Below are 13,048 nucleotides of genomic sequence, written 5' to 3' on the forward strand. Positions count from 1 at the left end.
CGCTACGCCAGCCCCCGGCGGGCCACCGCCGGGGGCCGGGTGCCGCGGATCGAGGCCACCATGTCCAGCACCTGCCGGGTCTCGGCCACCTGGTGCACCCGGTAGACCTGCGCGCCCAGCCAGGCCGAGACGGCGGTGGTCGCCAGCGTGCCGAGCAGCCGCTCGTCCACCGGCCGGTCCAGCGTCTCGCCGACGAAGTCCTTGTTGGAGAGCGAGACCAGCACCGGGAAGCCGGTCGCGGTCATCTCCGGCAGCCGCCGGGTCGCCTCCAGCGAGTGCCGGGTGTTCTTCCCGAAGTCGTGCCCCGGGTCGATGATCAGCGCGTCCCGCCGCACCCCGAGTTCCGCCGCCCGCTCCGCGAGGCCCACGGTCACGCCCAGGATGTCGGCCATCACGTCCTCGTACCCGATCCGGTGCGGGCGGGTCCGCGGCTCGGCGCCGCCCGCGTGCGTGCACACCAGCCCCGCGTCGTACCGGGCCGCGACCTCCGCCAGCTTCGGGTCCACCCCGCCCCAGGCGTCGTTCAGCAGGTCCGCGCCGACCTCGCAGACCGCCTCGCCGACCTCGTGCCGCCAGGTGTCCACGCTGATCACCACGTCGGGGTGGCGCTTGCGCAGCTCCGCCACGAACGGCACGGTCCGGCGCAGCTCCTCCTCGACCGTCACCTCGTCGCCGGGGCCGGCCTTCACCCCGCCGATGTCCAGGATCGCCGCACCCTCGGCGACCGCCCGCTCCGCCGCCGCGAACGCCGGCTCGTCGGCGAAGGTCGCGCCGTGGTCGAAGAAGGAGTCCGGAGTGCGGTTGACGATCGCCATGATCACCAGCTCGTCGGGGCCGAATTCGCACGGGCCAAGACGTAGTGCCACCGGTGTCTCCTCCACAGCTCGCCCGGGTGCAATGATGGGCCCCGGCCTACACAGGGACCATGATCCCACCGGCCGTGGCGTACCGGGGACTGACGGAGGACGACTCGTGTTCTGGGTGATCGTGGCCGCGATGGCCGTGGTGGTCGGCGGTGCGGCGCTGGTGGCGCTCGGCGGTGGCGGTTCGCTGCCGGAGGCCGAGCACGACCGGCTCGTCCCCCGCCTCCCGCAGGACCGTCCGCTCAGCCGCTTCGACGTGGACGAGCTGCGCCTGCCGATGGCGCTGCGCGGCTACCGCATGGAGGAGGTCGACGACGTCCTCGACCGGCTCGGCGCCGAGCTGGCCCTCCGCGACTCCCGGATCGCCGAGCTGGAGGCCGTCGCGGTGGTCCGCGGCTCGGTCGAGGCCGGCGCGGGCGCCGAGGCGGGCGCGGGCGAGCCGCTGCCGGGTCTGGAGTCCTTCGCCAAGGTCGTCGAGCCGGAGGAGGGGCCGGCCGCTCCCGAGCAGCGCAAGGAGCTGAAGTGACCGCCGCCGTCCTCGGCGCGGACGGCCTGCTGCGCTGCCCGTGGGGCGACTCGGCGGACGACTACCGGGTCTACCACGACACCGAGTGGGGCGTGCCGGTGCACGGGGACGGTCCGCTGTTCGAGCGGATCTCGCTGGAGGCCTTCCAGTCCGGGCTGTCCTGGATCACCATCCTGCGGCGCCGCGAGGGCTTCCGGGCGGCGTTCGCGGGCTTCGACATCGAGCGGGTCGCCGAGTACGGCCCCGCCGACGTGGAGCGCCTGCTCCAGGACGAGGGCATCATCCGCAACCGGGCCAAGGTCGAGGCCACCGTCGCCAACGCCCGGGCCGCGCTCGACCTCGGCGAGGGCGAGCTGGACGCGCTGGTCTGGCGGTACGCCACCGATCCCGCCCGGCCGGCCCCGCGGACCCTCGCGGACGTCCCCGCGGTCACCCCGGAGTCCACCGCGCTGGCCAAGGACCTCAAGAAGCACGGCTTCCGGTTCGTCGGCCCGACCACGGCGTACGCCCTGATGCAGGCCTGCGGCCTGGTCAACGACCACCTGGCGGACTGCGGGTACCGGGCGCCCCGCTGAGGCCCGCCCGACGGCGGGCCCGGGGCACCCGGCGGGGGCTCAGCGCCCGACGTAGGCGGGCTTCTCCTTGGCGACGAACGCCCGCACCGCGATCGCGTGGTCCTCGCTCTGCCCGGCGAGCGTCTGCAGCTCGTCCTCCTTGTCGAGCAGCTCGCCCAGCGAGTGCGAGGCGCCGTAGGCCAGCGACTCCTTGATCGCGCCGTACGCCACGGTCGGCCCCTCGGCCAGCCGCTGGGCGAACTCCCGCGCGGTCGCGGCCAGCTCGGCGGCCGGCACCACCCGGGTGGCGAGGCCGAGCGAGAGCGCCTCGTCGGCCTTGACGGTGCGCGGCAGCATCAGCAGCTCGGTGGCCTTCGCGTGCCCGACCAGCCGGGGCAGCGTCCAGGACGCGCCCGAGTCCGCGGTCAGCGCGACGCCCGCGAACGAGGTGTTGAACCCCGCGGTGTCGGCGACGATCCGGAAGTCGCAGGCGAAGGCGAGCGAGGCGCCCGCGCCGGCCGCGACGCCGTTGACCGCGGCGACGGTCGGCTTGCGCATCCCGGCCAGCGCCCGCACCAGCGGGTTGTAGTGCTCGGCGACGGTGCGCAGCGCGCCCTCGCCGGTCTCCTCCTGGCGCTTGAGCAGCCCGAGGTGCTCCTTGAGGTCCTGGCCGACGCAGAACGCCTTGTCGCCGGCGCCGGTGAGCAGGACGGCGCGGACGGCGCTGTCCTCGGCGACGGCGATCAGGGTGTCCCGCAGCGCGACCTTGGTGGCGACGTCGAGGGCGTTCATCGCGTCGGCGCGGTTGATGGTGACGACGGCCAGGCCGCCGTCGAGCTCGTGGCTGACGGTGTCGGTCATGGGCGAGGGCTCCCGGGGTTCGTGGGTGGTCGTCCGCCAGCATGCCGGAGCGGCGGCCCGGCTGGGGAGTGTGAGGTGCCGCACCTTCGGGGCGCGTGTCGGCCCGTGGCGGGATGCGGCTTCCGGCAGGTAATCAGGGGTTTCGGCCCGGTCCGGGCGGGTGTGCGGAGAGAGTGATGTTGGTCATCCGGGCGTCGCATGCGGGATAATGGCTTCCGATCAATGCGTTCGATACCGGCGGTGGACGGACTGCCGGTACGTAGCTGAGCGGTTGCAGGAAGGGGAACGAGCATGGCGGCCATGAAGCCGCGGACGGGTGACGGCCCGCTCGAGGTCACCAAAGAGGGGCGGGGCATCATCATGCGGGTCCCGCTCGAGGGCGGCGGTCGCCTGGTGGTGGAGCTCACGCCGGACGAGGCCGATGCCCTGGGCGAGGCGCTGAAGAAGGCCTGCGGCTGACGTCGGCAGGTATCCCCTCTGATCCTGGGAGAGCCCGGGTCCGTCACTCCGACGGGCCCGGGCCTTCTTTCGCTCCGGGCCCGTCGGAGCGACGGCGCCCGCCGCTCAGTGGCGCTTGACCGCGCAGAGCAGCCCGTCGCTGACCGGCAGCAGCGCGGGCAGCAGGAGCTCGCTCTCCCGGACCTCGCGGACCAGCTCCCGGACGGCGTGCGTCTGCGGGTCGTCCAGCTCGGGCTCGGCGAGCCGGCCCTCCTGGAAGACGCCCTCGAAGCAGACCATCCCGCCGGGCCGCAGCAGGCGCAACGATTCTGCAAGGTACGACTGGGATTCCGCCGGGTCGCCGTCGCAGAACACCAGGTCGTACTGGCCGTCCGCGAGCCGCGGCAGCACGTCCAGCGCCCGGCCGGGGATGAACCGCGCCCGGTTGGGGGCGAAGCCGGCCGCGTGGTACGCCTCGCGGGCGTACTGCTGGCGCACCGGCTCGGAGTCGACGGTGGTGAGCACCCCGTCCGGCCGCATCCCGCGCAGCAGGTAGACGCCGGAGACGCCGGTGCCGGTGCCGATCTCGGCGACCGCCTTGGCGTCCAGCGCGGCGGCCAGCAGCCGCAGGCAGGCGCCGCCGCTCGGGCCGATCGCCCGGATCCCGGTGCGGGCCGACAGCGCCCGGGCGTAGGTCAGCACCGCGTCCTCGCCGACGTAGGTGTCGGCGAGCGCCACCCGCGCCGGCCCGAATTCGGTGATGGCTGCCCCTCCGCAGCGGTGGTGCCGACCCGATGTCGACATTTCCCGGCACAGACTACTGGCCGGGCGGGAACCGTGTTCGGCGGCTGGCCGTTGAAGTCCTACGGGTTGGCTTTCAATCGCTTTTATCCGGATCCGACGGGTGAGGTGGATATGGTGGTGGCTCTGCTGGGCAGAAGAGCCGACCGAGGAGGTGTGGCCGAGGGCGACGTCCCTGTGCAGCGGCACTCCCGCGGCATTGCGTCGGCCCGTACGCCGAAGCCCGTGATGAACCAGACTCTGCACTCCCCCCTGGACAAGTCGGACGAAGACGACTCGACGACCGAGACCGTCGGCACGCTCGCCACCTTCGCCGAGGGCCCCGACGCGCAGAGCTGGACGCCGCCCAGTTGGGAGGAGATCGTCGAGGCGCACAGCGCCCGGGTCTACCGCCTGGCCTACCGCCTCACGGGCAACCAGCACGACGCCGAGGACCTCACCCAGGAGGTCTTCGTCCGCGTCTTCCGGTCGCTCTCCACCTACACGCCCGGCACCTTCGAGGGCTGGCTGCACCGGATCACCACCAACCTGTTCCTGGACATGGTGCGCCGACGCCAGCGGATCCGCTTCGACGCCCTCGCCGAGGACGCCGCCGAGCGGCTGCCCAGCCGCGAGCCCAGCCCGGCCCAACACTTCAGCGACACCCACTTCGACGCCGACGTCCAGCAGGCGCTGGACACCCTGGCGCCCGAGTTCCGCGCCGCCGTGGTGCTCTGCGACATCGAGGGCCTCTCGTACGAGGAGATCGCCGCCACCCTGGGCGTCAAGCTCGGCACGGTCCGCAGCCGGATCCACCGCGGCCGCTCGCACCTGCGCGCCGCGCTCAAGCACCGCGCGCCGAACACGGCCGCCGGCCGGGCCCGCCGCGGCGGCTCCGCCGAACCGGTGCCGGTCGGCGCGGAGCCCGCCGACAGCGATCGGAGGGGCTCATGAGCGAGGGCCGCACGGAAGGCGGCAGCCGCTCCCGCTGGGCGCAGCTCGCCCGGCGCTCCGAGCAGCCCGCGCCGGCCGCCGCGCCCGAGCTGCGCGCCCTGCCGGTGCGTCCGGTCGAGCCGGCCGTCGAGGAGCACCTCGGCGACCGCCTCTCGGCGTACCTGGACGGCGAACTCGGCCACGACTCCCGCGAGCGGGTCCAGGCCCACCTGGCGACCTGCCCGGACTGCCTGGCGGAGGCCGAGTCGGCCCGCGCGGTCAAACGCGCCCTGCACGGCACCGGCACCCCGCCGCCGTCCTCCATGCTGATGGCCCGGCTGCTGGCGGTCGCCGCCCTGCCGGACGACTCCGACGGCGCCCAGGGCCCCGGCCCGCAGCCGCCGCACTCCGCGACCGACCCGCACACCGGGCGGGACGAGCCCGGCCCGTCCACCGGCGTGTTCGGCGGCAGCCGGCTGACCGGCGGCTCGTTCGGCCGCGGCGCGGGCTCCACCTTCGGCGGCGGCGCGCTCGGCGCGGACGCCCCGATACCCGGGATCGACCCGCGCGCCCGCCGCCCCTTCGGCGAGCCCTTCGCGGGCCGGCGCGGCCAGTCCGCGCTGCCGCGCCCGCTCGCCGCCGTCGCCGGGGCCCCGGTCCTGCGCGCCGCCCCGCGCGGCCGCCGACTGGTCTTCGCCGCGGCCGGCGCCGTCTCCGTCGCCGCCGTCACCCTCGGCAGCGTCGGCAGCCTCCCGGCCGCCTCCGGGGGCGCCCAGCGCCCCACCACCGTCACCCCGGCCGGCGGCGTCGTCCCGGTCAACGCCCAGCTCACGGCCGACTTCCGCGACTACCCCTCGCACGGCCGGTCCGGCCCGACCGAGCCGGGTGACCCGCACGGTCTGCTGCGCTAACCTGCGGCTCCATTACCCTGTAGAAGACCGTAGTCGGGCGCTGGGGAGCACACGTGTTTTCAGACATAGGCGGGCTGGAGGTCGTGACGCTGGCCATCATGGCCATCGTCATCTTCGGGCCTGACAAGCTCCCGAAGCTCATCCAGGACACGATGGGCTTCATCCGCAAGATCCGCTCCTTCGCCGACACCGCGAAGGAGGACATCCGCAGCGAGCTCGGCCCGCAGTTCCAGGACTTCGAGTTCGAGGACCTGCACCCGAAGACCTTCGTCCGCAAGCAGCTGCTGGGCGGCAACGACGACCCGCTGGGCTTCAAGGAGATCAAGGACGGCCTGGACCTCAAGTCCACGCTGAACGGCGGCTCCGCGCCCGCCGCGGCGCGCACCGACCTCGGCAAGCCGGCCTCGCCGATCGCGAGCGCGTCCGCGCCGCTGGCCGCCGGCGAACGGCCCCCGTTCGACCCGGACGCCACCTGAGCCGTCCCGCCCCGCCCGCCCGACGCCCCGTCCCCGTGGACGGGGCGTCGGCGTCCGCGCCGCTATTGTGCTGACTGACTCCGCCGCGCGGTCCGTCGCCGCCGTCCGCCACCACCGGACGTGTCGGTGCCGGAATGCGCGCCGGAGCAGCCGCGGTGCGCCACCATGGAGCGCGCTCCGGCCGGAGCCAGTCGCCTGAGGAGGACCGGGGATGGACGCGACGACAACCGGGAGCACGGGGGCCACCGCCACCGCGCGCACGGTGGGGGCCCAAGCGGGCCCGATCGACCCGCTGGCGCCCTACCTGGCCGCCGACTTCCCCTGGTACGGCCTCGACGAGGGCTGGACCGGCCGCCGCTGGCTCGGCCAGGTCGGCGCCGGACAGACCGGCCGCGCCACCGCCGACACCCCCGCCACCGCCGACTACGGCACCCTCGGGCACGGCGACGAGCCCGCCCGGCAGGCCGACCCGCGCGACGCCCGCGACATCCGCCGCTTCGCGGTCGTGGTCACCGTCGCCCGCCGCCCCGGACGCCGCTCCGCGGACAACACCGGCACCCTGGAGGCCACCTCGGCCTCCTCGGCCGCCTGGCTGGCCGGTTCCGGGCTGCTCGCCGCCACCTGGCCCGGCAACCTCGACCGCACGCTCCGCCAGGACTGGCTCGACCAGCAGTCCGCGCTCGCCTGGGACCTCGCCGACGACCTCGACGGCCCCGGCTGGTCCTCGCTCACGCTGCCCGTCAACGGCCTCCCGCAGCCCTTCCGCTACCGCGAGTCCGAGTACGGCTGGGTCCTGGCCGGCGAGGCCCCCGGCGTCCTCCTCGGCGCCTACGGCCGCGGCGTCTCCGCCTACGGCACCGGCTTCACCACGGTGCCCGACCTGACGGTCTACAACGGCCGCTGACCCGCGCGCGACGGCCCCGGGCGCTCCCGCCCGGGGCCGTCGGTGTCCGCCGCGTCAGAACTTGTTCAACTCGGGCGGGATGCCCTCTGACCTGCGGTGGAAGTGGGTCACTCGGGCCCTTGGGCCGTCGTGGGGCCGTCAGCCGCATCGGGGCCACCCCCGAAGACCCGGTCGACCGCCTCTTTGGTCCGCTTCTCGCTGCTGGGCATCAGGTGCGTGTAGGTGCGGAGCGTGAAGCCCGGGTCGTGGTGACCGAGGTACGCGCTCAGGGCCTTGATGCTCTCCCCGGCGTCGAGCAGGACCGAGGCGTAGAAGTGCCGCAGCGCGTGCATGCCGTTGTCGCGACCCAGCGGGACGCCGGCCGACGTGAGGGCGGGACGCCAGACCGTCCGGTTGAACTCGTTGCGGTGCAGGTGACGCCTCTTGGCGTCGACGAACAGCAGGTTGGCGGTGACGGGCGGGCCGTCCACCCGGACCCAGGGGAGCGTGATGCTGACCGGAGGATGAGCCGTGATGTGCGTTCGCAGCTCCCGAGCCACGGTCTCCGGAAGCGGTACAGGCCGGGTCTTGCCACCCTTCGGCGGAGAGAAGACCGGCCGATTGCGGATGAGCCGAATCTGCCGGACGACGTGCACTGTGCCTTCGATGAAGTCCACCTGGTCCACGGCCAGGCCGAAGGTCTCCCCCTGACGAAGACCGCATCCAGCGGCCAGGTCCACCAGCGGGCGGTAGCTCTCCGGGAGGGCTTTCCGCACGGAGAGGACCTGATCGAGGAGCCAGGGCGTGATCCTGCGGGTGTCCAGCTTCGGAGCCTTCACCGACGTCGACCTGCACGGGTTGTTCGGGATCAACCGGTCCTCGACTGCGGCGGTCAGCATGGTGCCGAGGTTGGCGAACACCCCTCGCTGGCTTGCCGCCGACAGGCCTCCCTCTGCGAGCTTCACCAACCACTCGCGCAGGTCGGACGGTCGGAGCGATGCCAGGGGCCGCATGCCGAGGTGCGGCACGACGTGCAGTCGGACGCGCTGCTCGGTAGTGACGTACGAGAGCGGGTCCATGGTGAGCGACGCCAGCCACTTCTCGGCGAACTGCTTGACCGTGATGCGCCCGGCGTTCGGGTCGATGAACTGGCCGCGCGCCATGTCCGCCTCGATCTGGGCGAGCCACTGATCGGCCTGCCGCTTCTGGCGGTCCGGGAACGACTTGCTCCGCTCGCTACCGTCCGGGCCGACGTACCGAGCCCGGTAGCGGCTGCCGGTTCCGTGCCGGTCGGTCTTCACCCGGCGCGACTTGCCGTCGGGGCCGGTCTCGGTCTTGTACCAGCGGTCCTGGATGTGTCCGGCCACGGGTCAGGCCACCTCTCGGCTCTGGTCGGCCACCCACTGGGCGACGGCGTTGGGGTCGTAGCGCAGGTGTCGGCCGACGCGGAATCCGGGCGGGCCGGTGCGCTTGCGGCGCCACTGGTAGACGGTCTCCAGGGGGACGCCGAAGAGGGCGGCGACGTCCTCAGGGCTGAGGTAGCGGGCGGGCAGGCTCGGTGGGGCACCGGGGCCGCTGCCGTGGGTGCTGAGGCTGTGGAGCAGTCGCGCGGCGTCGGATCGCTGGCGGCTGGTCATGAGGCGGGACTCCTCTTCGAGGCATGGTGAGCGGCAGTTGACTTGGCGGTTGGTGCCGCTCCGGTTTGGCCTAGCGCTAGCGGCCGGCGGGGTGCCGGGCCACTGGCGCGGGCGGGCTTCCGGGTGGTGCTGGGGGCGGTGCTAAGGCGCTAGGCGACTGGTCAGGGCTGATTTGGGTCGCTGGCGACCTCGCTAGATCTAGCGAGGTGTGCGCTAGGCGCTGGGCGTCACTGACAGTGGCCGTACTGGAGAGTGGGTACTGGGGATTCCCAGCGGGAGAGGCCGTTTTGGGCCCCTGGAGGGGCGTCTACTGGCTAGTGGCGTGGTAGCCAGTACCCAGTACTCAGTAGCTGTGAGTGACCAAGTGGGCTGGCCGGTGGTTGTCGGGTCGGGTGCCATCGGACCGCTACCGCTAGTGCCAGCTGGTGCTGCTGGTAGCGGCTGTGTCGGGGGTCGGAAACCCGGGGTTGGGGCGGTTTTCGGGGTTACCGGCGGTGGGGTGCTATCCGCTAACACCCAGGCCGGGCGGGCTTTGGGCTGCTAACGGGGGTGCTATCGCTAGCGGGTGGAGGTGCTAGCGATAGCGGGCCTGCTACCGGGCTTCGGGCACTCCGGGGGCTGGCCGAGGTGCTGCAGGCGGGGAGTAGGCGGCGGTGCCGGACTGCTTGCGGCACTGTCAGCGAGGTGTCAGGGGCGGGTGTCAGCGGGTGTCAGCGGGCCCTGACACCCGCGTTTGCCTAGGGGTTTGGGTGTCAGGGGTGTCAGGTGTCAGGGGTGTCAGCCCGGAGCGGGGCGGGGCGCGTGTGTCCCAGGTAGGGATTTCTGCGTCACCGCGACATCAGCGTCATTTAGCGCTCTGACCTGCGGTTTTCGGGTGACGCAGGAATCGAGGGGATTCGGGTGTGCGTCACCGGGTGACGCAGGCTGCGTCCTGGAGGTGACGCGGTGACGCAGAGGTGACGCAGAGGAAGCCGTCTGCGTCACCTTTGTTGTCGCAGGTCAGGGGCCGTTTTTCGGCTCGGGTGACGAAGGTGACGCAGCGTCTTCTACTTAGGAAAAAAGAGGGGCTGTTCTTGTACTTAGGCGCTCTCTCAGAGCAAAAGGAGGAGCCGCTTCGCGGCACGACCTTCGGGCGGCTTCGCCGAACAGCAAGAGGAGCACCCCGCGCCGGGCGGGCCGGTGCTCTTCTTGCCGTTAGGGACGCGAGTGCCGCGCGGCCGGTAAGCGTCTTCGTCAGCGGCGCGGCTTGGTCCAGGGGGCGCGCTCGCGGCTGCTGGAGGGGGCGGAGGCGGCGACGGCGGACAGGCCGGCGGGCAGCCCGGTGGCGGTCAGGTAGGCGCGGAACGCGTCGCGGGAGATACGGACCTGGCCCCGGCCGTTGCCGACCCGGTAGGCGGCCAGGGTGCCGCTGCGGGCCATACGCCAGACGGTCTCCTGCGACAGTCGCAGGGCGAACGCGACCTGGGGCACCGTCAGGTAGTCGGTCGGGTCCGCGAGCGCGGGCGGGGTCGGGTCGGCGGTGTGCGAGACGGTGGTGTCCATGCGGGTCTCCTCGGTCGGGCGGCGGGCCCGAAACAAGTGGGTTGGGTCGGGTGCTCACCGACGCTCACGAGCGCTCACGGGGCGCTCACGGCCGGTCGGGCGGCGGTGCGAAGGAGGGTGCTGGTCGGGGTCTGGCCTGCGTGGATCGGCCGATCCCGGGGCCGGGAGTCGGGGGCGCGCTCACCGGCGCTCACGTGGTGCTCACGGACGCGCTCACCGGGTCGGGTTACGGTTCCGCCGCAGGCCACCGGCGGCTACGTCGTCCCGTGGCGGTCGGTCCGCCGGAACGTTCCCAAGATCGGGTACACCCCGGGGAACGGCCTGGCTGGTCACCGGTGAGCGCGGGCAATCAGGCCGTGAGCGCGCTCACGACGGTCTATGCGGCCATCCAGCCTTCGGCGATCAGCTCCTCGGTGGACTGCACCGTGTACGGGAACGGGACGACCTTGACGCGCTGCGCGTCGGCGCGATTCGCCTGGGTCCAGGTGAGCATGGCCGCCATGTCCTCGGCGCTGGAGATCCGGCGCTTGGACGGGAAGCGCTGCCGGAAGGCCCGGTGGTCCGCCGGGGTGTCCTCGAAGCGCATCAGCGACAGGTGGAACGAGCGCAGGAACTCGCCGTCCGCCTGGACCTGCTCCAGGCCCAGGCGCTCGACGCCCTGCGAGACCCAGGCTTCGGTCTGGACTTCACCGGTCGCGCTGAAACGGCTGCGGTCCGGCATGTCCGAGGCGTATAGCGCCACCGCGCGAGCCGTGCCGGACAGGACCGCAGAGGCAGGGGAAAGCTGCGGAGTGGAGAGCGTTGCGTGCATGATGGAGCTCCCTTCGAGGGGCGTGGAGCGGTGGTTGACTTGGCGGTTTGGCACCGCTCCACGGCAAAGCCTTTGGCATCGTCCGCATTGTCCGAACAATGCTGCCGGTGAAGAGATTGGCACGCTCTGCGATCGCCGGTCAAGCGCATCGTCCGCATTGACTGGACAATGCGTCCTGAGCTGCGGTTCCATGGACGGCATGTCAGCGATGCGCTCCGGGCGAGCCCCGATGTACCAGCAGATCTCTGAAGCTCTGCGGCAGCAGATCGCAGATGGAACGCTCCCGGCCGGTGCGCAGCTGCCAACCGAGGCTGACCTGACGGAGCGGTACGGTGTTGGGCGCGGCACGGTCCGCCAGGCGCTCGGAGATCTGGTCAACGCGGGGCTTGTCGTGCCGCAGCGGCCCCGCGGCTACTTCGTGCGGGAGCGCCGGCCGATGGTGTTCCGGCCCCAGGCTGAGTTCCGAAAGCGGCCGTTCTCGGCCGAGATGGACGCGTTTGTCCTGGAGCACTCGGCTGACGGGCGGGAGCCCCGTCAGCTGATCGAGGTGGCCATCGTGGAGCCCGCCCCGGACATTGCGAAGCGGCTGCAGCTCGAACCGGGTCAGCTGGCTGCAGTGCGGCGCCGGATCCGGTGGCTGGACGGCGAACCATTCAACCTGAACGACAGTTACTTCCCGCTGGACATCGTGCGGGAGTCCGAGATCATGCGCCCCGAGGACATCACGCGTGGTGCCAACGAGGTGTTGGCTGAGCTGGGCTACCGTCAGGTGACGGCCCTTGATGAGGTCTACGTGCGGATGCCCACCCCGGATGAGGTGCACCGCTTGGAGCTGGGACCGGGAACGCCGGTCGGCTACCACGTTTGCACGGGCTATACCGCGGAGGGCAAGCCGGTGCGCGTCGCGGTGACCGTCCTGCCTGGCGATCGCCACGTGATTTCCTATGAGCGCCGCTGGGAGCCCCAGGACGGTGCCGAGTGACCGCATTGGAGATGCGCGCCGCCCGGCCGGATGAGCTCGGCTTGGTCGAGGACCTGCTGGCGGGCGCTTCGGAATGGCTTGCCTCGCTGGGGAGCGATCAGTGGCAATTCCCGCCCCGCCGTGAGCGGTTGATCGAGTCAATGAGCCGAGGTGAGTGCTTCCTTGCCTCTCTTGACGGTCGGGTCGTCGGCACGTTGACCGTTGACGAGCAGGCTGACCCGGAGTTCTGGCAGCCGGGCGACGAACCCGAAACGGCGCTGTACGTGCACCGGATGGCGATCGCCCGGGATGCGGCGGGACAGGCGCTCGGGGCCCGGATGCTCGACTGGGCGGCCGGCCGCGCGGCGGCTGTGGGCAAGTCGCGGCTCCGGCTCGACGCGTGGAAGACCAACCCCGCGCTTCACCGGTACTACCGGGGACAGGGCTTCAACCTGCTTCGGACTGTTGACCTGCCGCATAGGCAGTCCGGGGCGCTCTTCGAGCGGGAGGTGGGCCGCCAGCCGGGGCTGCCTGCGGGCGGTCAGGTGGTTTCCCGCGCTGACCAGAGATGAGCGGAGGGGCTGCGGACGGTGTCCGCGGCCCCTCCGATTGCTTGCGTGTTACGAGTTTCGCTACTTCATCAAGGCGCGCACGGCGCGCCAGCGCGCGGCCCTGGCCGCTCGCCGACGCTCCTGTCTTCGCCCCGCTCCGGCGGTGCCCCGGCCGCGCCGGCGGACGGACGGCAGAGGAGGGCTGAGCCCAGAACCTCGCCTGGGCTGGGGGCGGGCGGCTCCACGGTTTTACCCACCTGCCAGGACCGGGACCCGCACCGAGCAAGACAGGGGGCCACTCGGCCAAATTGCGGTCAGGCC

At 72.4% G+C, this 13,048-nt stretch carries 16 protein-coding genes; 9 read left to right on the plus strand and 7 right to left on the minus strand.

Going from position 1 to position 13,048, the window contains the following annotated elements:
• Positions 1-2: 2 nt before the first annotated feature.
• Positions 3-815 (minus strand): dihydropteroate synthase, encoded by an 813-nt coding sequence (gene folP, locus ABEB06_RS23310; RefSeq protein WP_345701952.1) that lies wholly within the window; start codon positions 813-815, stop codon positions 3-5.
• A gap of 157 nt (positions 816-972) precedes the next feature.
• Between folP and ABEB06_RS23315 the strand changes: the two genes are divergently transcribed.
• Positions 973-1,389, plus strand: a complete 417-nt coding sequence (locus ABEB06_RS23315) for a DivIVA domain-containing protein (protein ID WP_345698831.1) — start codon at positions 973-975, stop codon at positions 1,387-1,389.
• On the plus strand, positions 1,386-1,964 hold the full coding sequence (locus ABEB06_RS23320) for a DNA-3-methyladenine glycosylase I (RefSeq protein WP_345698832.1): 579 nt from the start codon (positions 1,386-1,388) through the stop codon (positions 1,962-1,964). Before ABEB06_RS23315 ends, ABEB06_RS23320 begins: the two co-directional genes overlap by 4 nt.
• A 39-nt stretch (positions 1,965-2,003) precedes the next feature.
• Here ABEB06_RS23320 and ABEB06_RS23325 read toward each other — a convergent pair whose 3' ends face one another.
• Positions 2,004-2,804 (minus strand): enoyl-CoA hydratase/isomerase family protein, encoded by an 801-nt coding sequence (locus ABEB06_RS23325; RefSeq protein ID WP_345698833.1) that lies wholly within the window; start codon positions 2,802-2,804, stop codon positions 2,004-2,006.
• 291 nt (positions 2,805-3,095) lie between these two features.
• Here ABEB06_RS23325 and ABEB06_RS23330 point away from each other — a divergent pair, with 291 nt between their 5' ends.
• Positions 3,096-3,263 (plus strand): DUF3117 domain-containing protein, encoded by a 168-nt coding sequence (locus ABEB06_RS23330; RefSeq protein ID WP_014137929.1) that lies wholly within the window; start codon positions 3,096-3,098, stop codon positions 3,261-3,263.
• A 105-nt stretch (positions 3,264-3,368) separates the two neighbouring features.
• Here the strand turns inward: ABEB06_RS23330 and ABEB06_RS23335 are convergent, their stop codons facing one another.
• Positions 3,369-4,046, minus strand: coding sequence for an O-methyltransferase (locus ABEB06_RS23335; RefSeq protein WP_345698834.1), 678 nt, complete (start codon positions 4,044-4,046; stop codon positions 3,369-3,371).
• 225 nt (positions 4,047-4,271) lie between these two features.
• On the opposite strand from ABEB06_RS23335, the gene sigE reads away from it, so the two are divergent.
• The 4 genes from sigE (at position 4,272) to ABEB06_RS23355 (ending at position 7,246) form a co-directional block, all read left to right on the plus strand.
• Positions 4,272-4,976, plus strand: coding sequence for an RNA polymerase sigma factor SigE (gene sigE, locus ABEB06_RS23340; RefSeq protein WP_393069315.1), 705 nt, complete (start codon positions 4,272-4,274; stop codon positions 4,974-4,976).
• On the plus strand, positions 4,973-5,866 hold the full coding sequence (locus ABEB06_RS23345) for a zf-HC2 domain-containing protein (RefSeq protein ID WP_345698836.1): 894 nt from the start codon (positions 4,973-4,975) through the stop codon (positions 5,864-5,866). Before sigE ends, ABEB06_RS23345 begins: the two co-directional genes overlap by 4 nt.
• Positions 5,867-5,919: 53 nt before the next feature.
• Positions 5,920-6,342, plus strand: coding sequence for a sec-independent translocase (locus ABEB06_RS23350; protein ID WP_345698837.1), 423 nt, complete (start codon positions 5,920-5,922; stop codon positions 6,340-6,342).
• A 211-nt stretch (positions 6,343-6,553) separates the two neighbouring features.
• Complete coding sequence (locus ABEB06_RS23355) at positions 6,554-7,246, plus strand: hypothetical protein (protein WP_345698838.1); 693 nt, start codon at positions 6,554-6,556, stop codon at positions 7,244-7,246.
• Positions 7,247-7,353: 107 nt separating this feature from the next.
• Here ABEB06_RS23355 and ABEB06_RS23360 read toward each other — a convergent pair whose 3' ends face one another.
• The 4 genes from ABEB06_RS23360 to ABEB06_RS23375 form a co-directional block, all read right to left on the minus strand.
• Positions 7,354-8,592: a tyrosine-type recombinase/integrase gene (locus ABEB06_RS23360; RefSeq protein ID WP_345698839.1), complete on the minus strand. Its 1,239-nt coding sequence runs from the start codon at positions 8,590-8,592 to the stop codon at positions 7,354-7,356.
• Between the two features lie 3 nt (positions 8,593-8,595).
• Positions 8,596-8,862, minus strand: coding sequence for a helix-turn-helix domain-containing protein (locus ABEB06_RS23365; protein ID WP_345698840.1), 267 nt, complete (start codon positions 8,860-8,862; stop codon positions 8,596-8,598).
• Positions 8,863-10,095: 1,233 nt separating this feature from the next.
• Positions 10,096-10,404, minus strand: coding sequence for a helix-turn-helix domain-containing protein (locus tag ABEB06_RS23370; RefSeq protein WP_345698841.1), 309 nt, complete (start codon positions 10,402-10,404; stop codon positions 10,096-10,098).
• Between the two features lie 376 nt (positions 10,405-10,780).
• A complete protein-coding gene (locus tag ABEB06_RS23375) occupies positions 10,781-11,125 on the minus strand; it encodes a hypothetical protein (protein WP_345698842.1) in 345 nt (114 codons plus the stop codon).
• A gap of 319 nt (positions 11,126-11,444) precedes the next feature.
• On the opposite strand from ABEB06_RS23375, the gene ABEB06_RS23380 reads away from it, so the two are divergent.
• Complete coding sequence (locus ABEB06_RS23380) at positions 11,445-12,197, plus strand: GntR family transcriptional regulator (protein WP_345698843.1); 753 nt, start codon at positions 11,445-11,447, stop codon at positions 12,195-12,197.
• Positions 12,194-12,748 carry a GNAT family N-acetyltransferase gene (locus ABEB06_RS23385; RefSeq protein ID WP_345698844.1) on the plus strand — a complete coding sequence of 185 codons (555 nt, stop codon included), beginning with the start codon at positions 12,194-12,196 and terminating at the stop codon, positions 12,746-12,748. The genes ABEB06_RS23380 and ABEB06_RS23385 overlap by 4 nt, the downstream gene beginning before the upstream one ends.
• Positions 12,749-13,048 lie beyond the last annotated feature (300 nt).

The organism is Kitasatospora terrestris (genome assembly GCF_039542905.1).
In the GTDB taxonomy this organism is placed as follows: Bacteria; Actinomycetota; Actinomycetes; order Streptomycetales; family Streptomycetaceae; genus Kitasatospora; species Kitasatospora terrestris.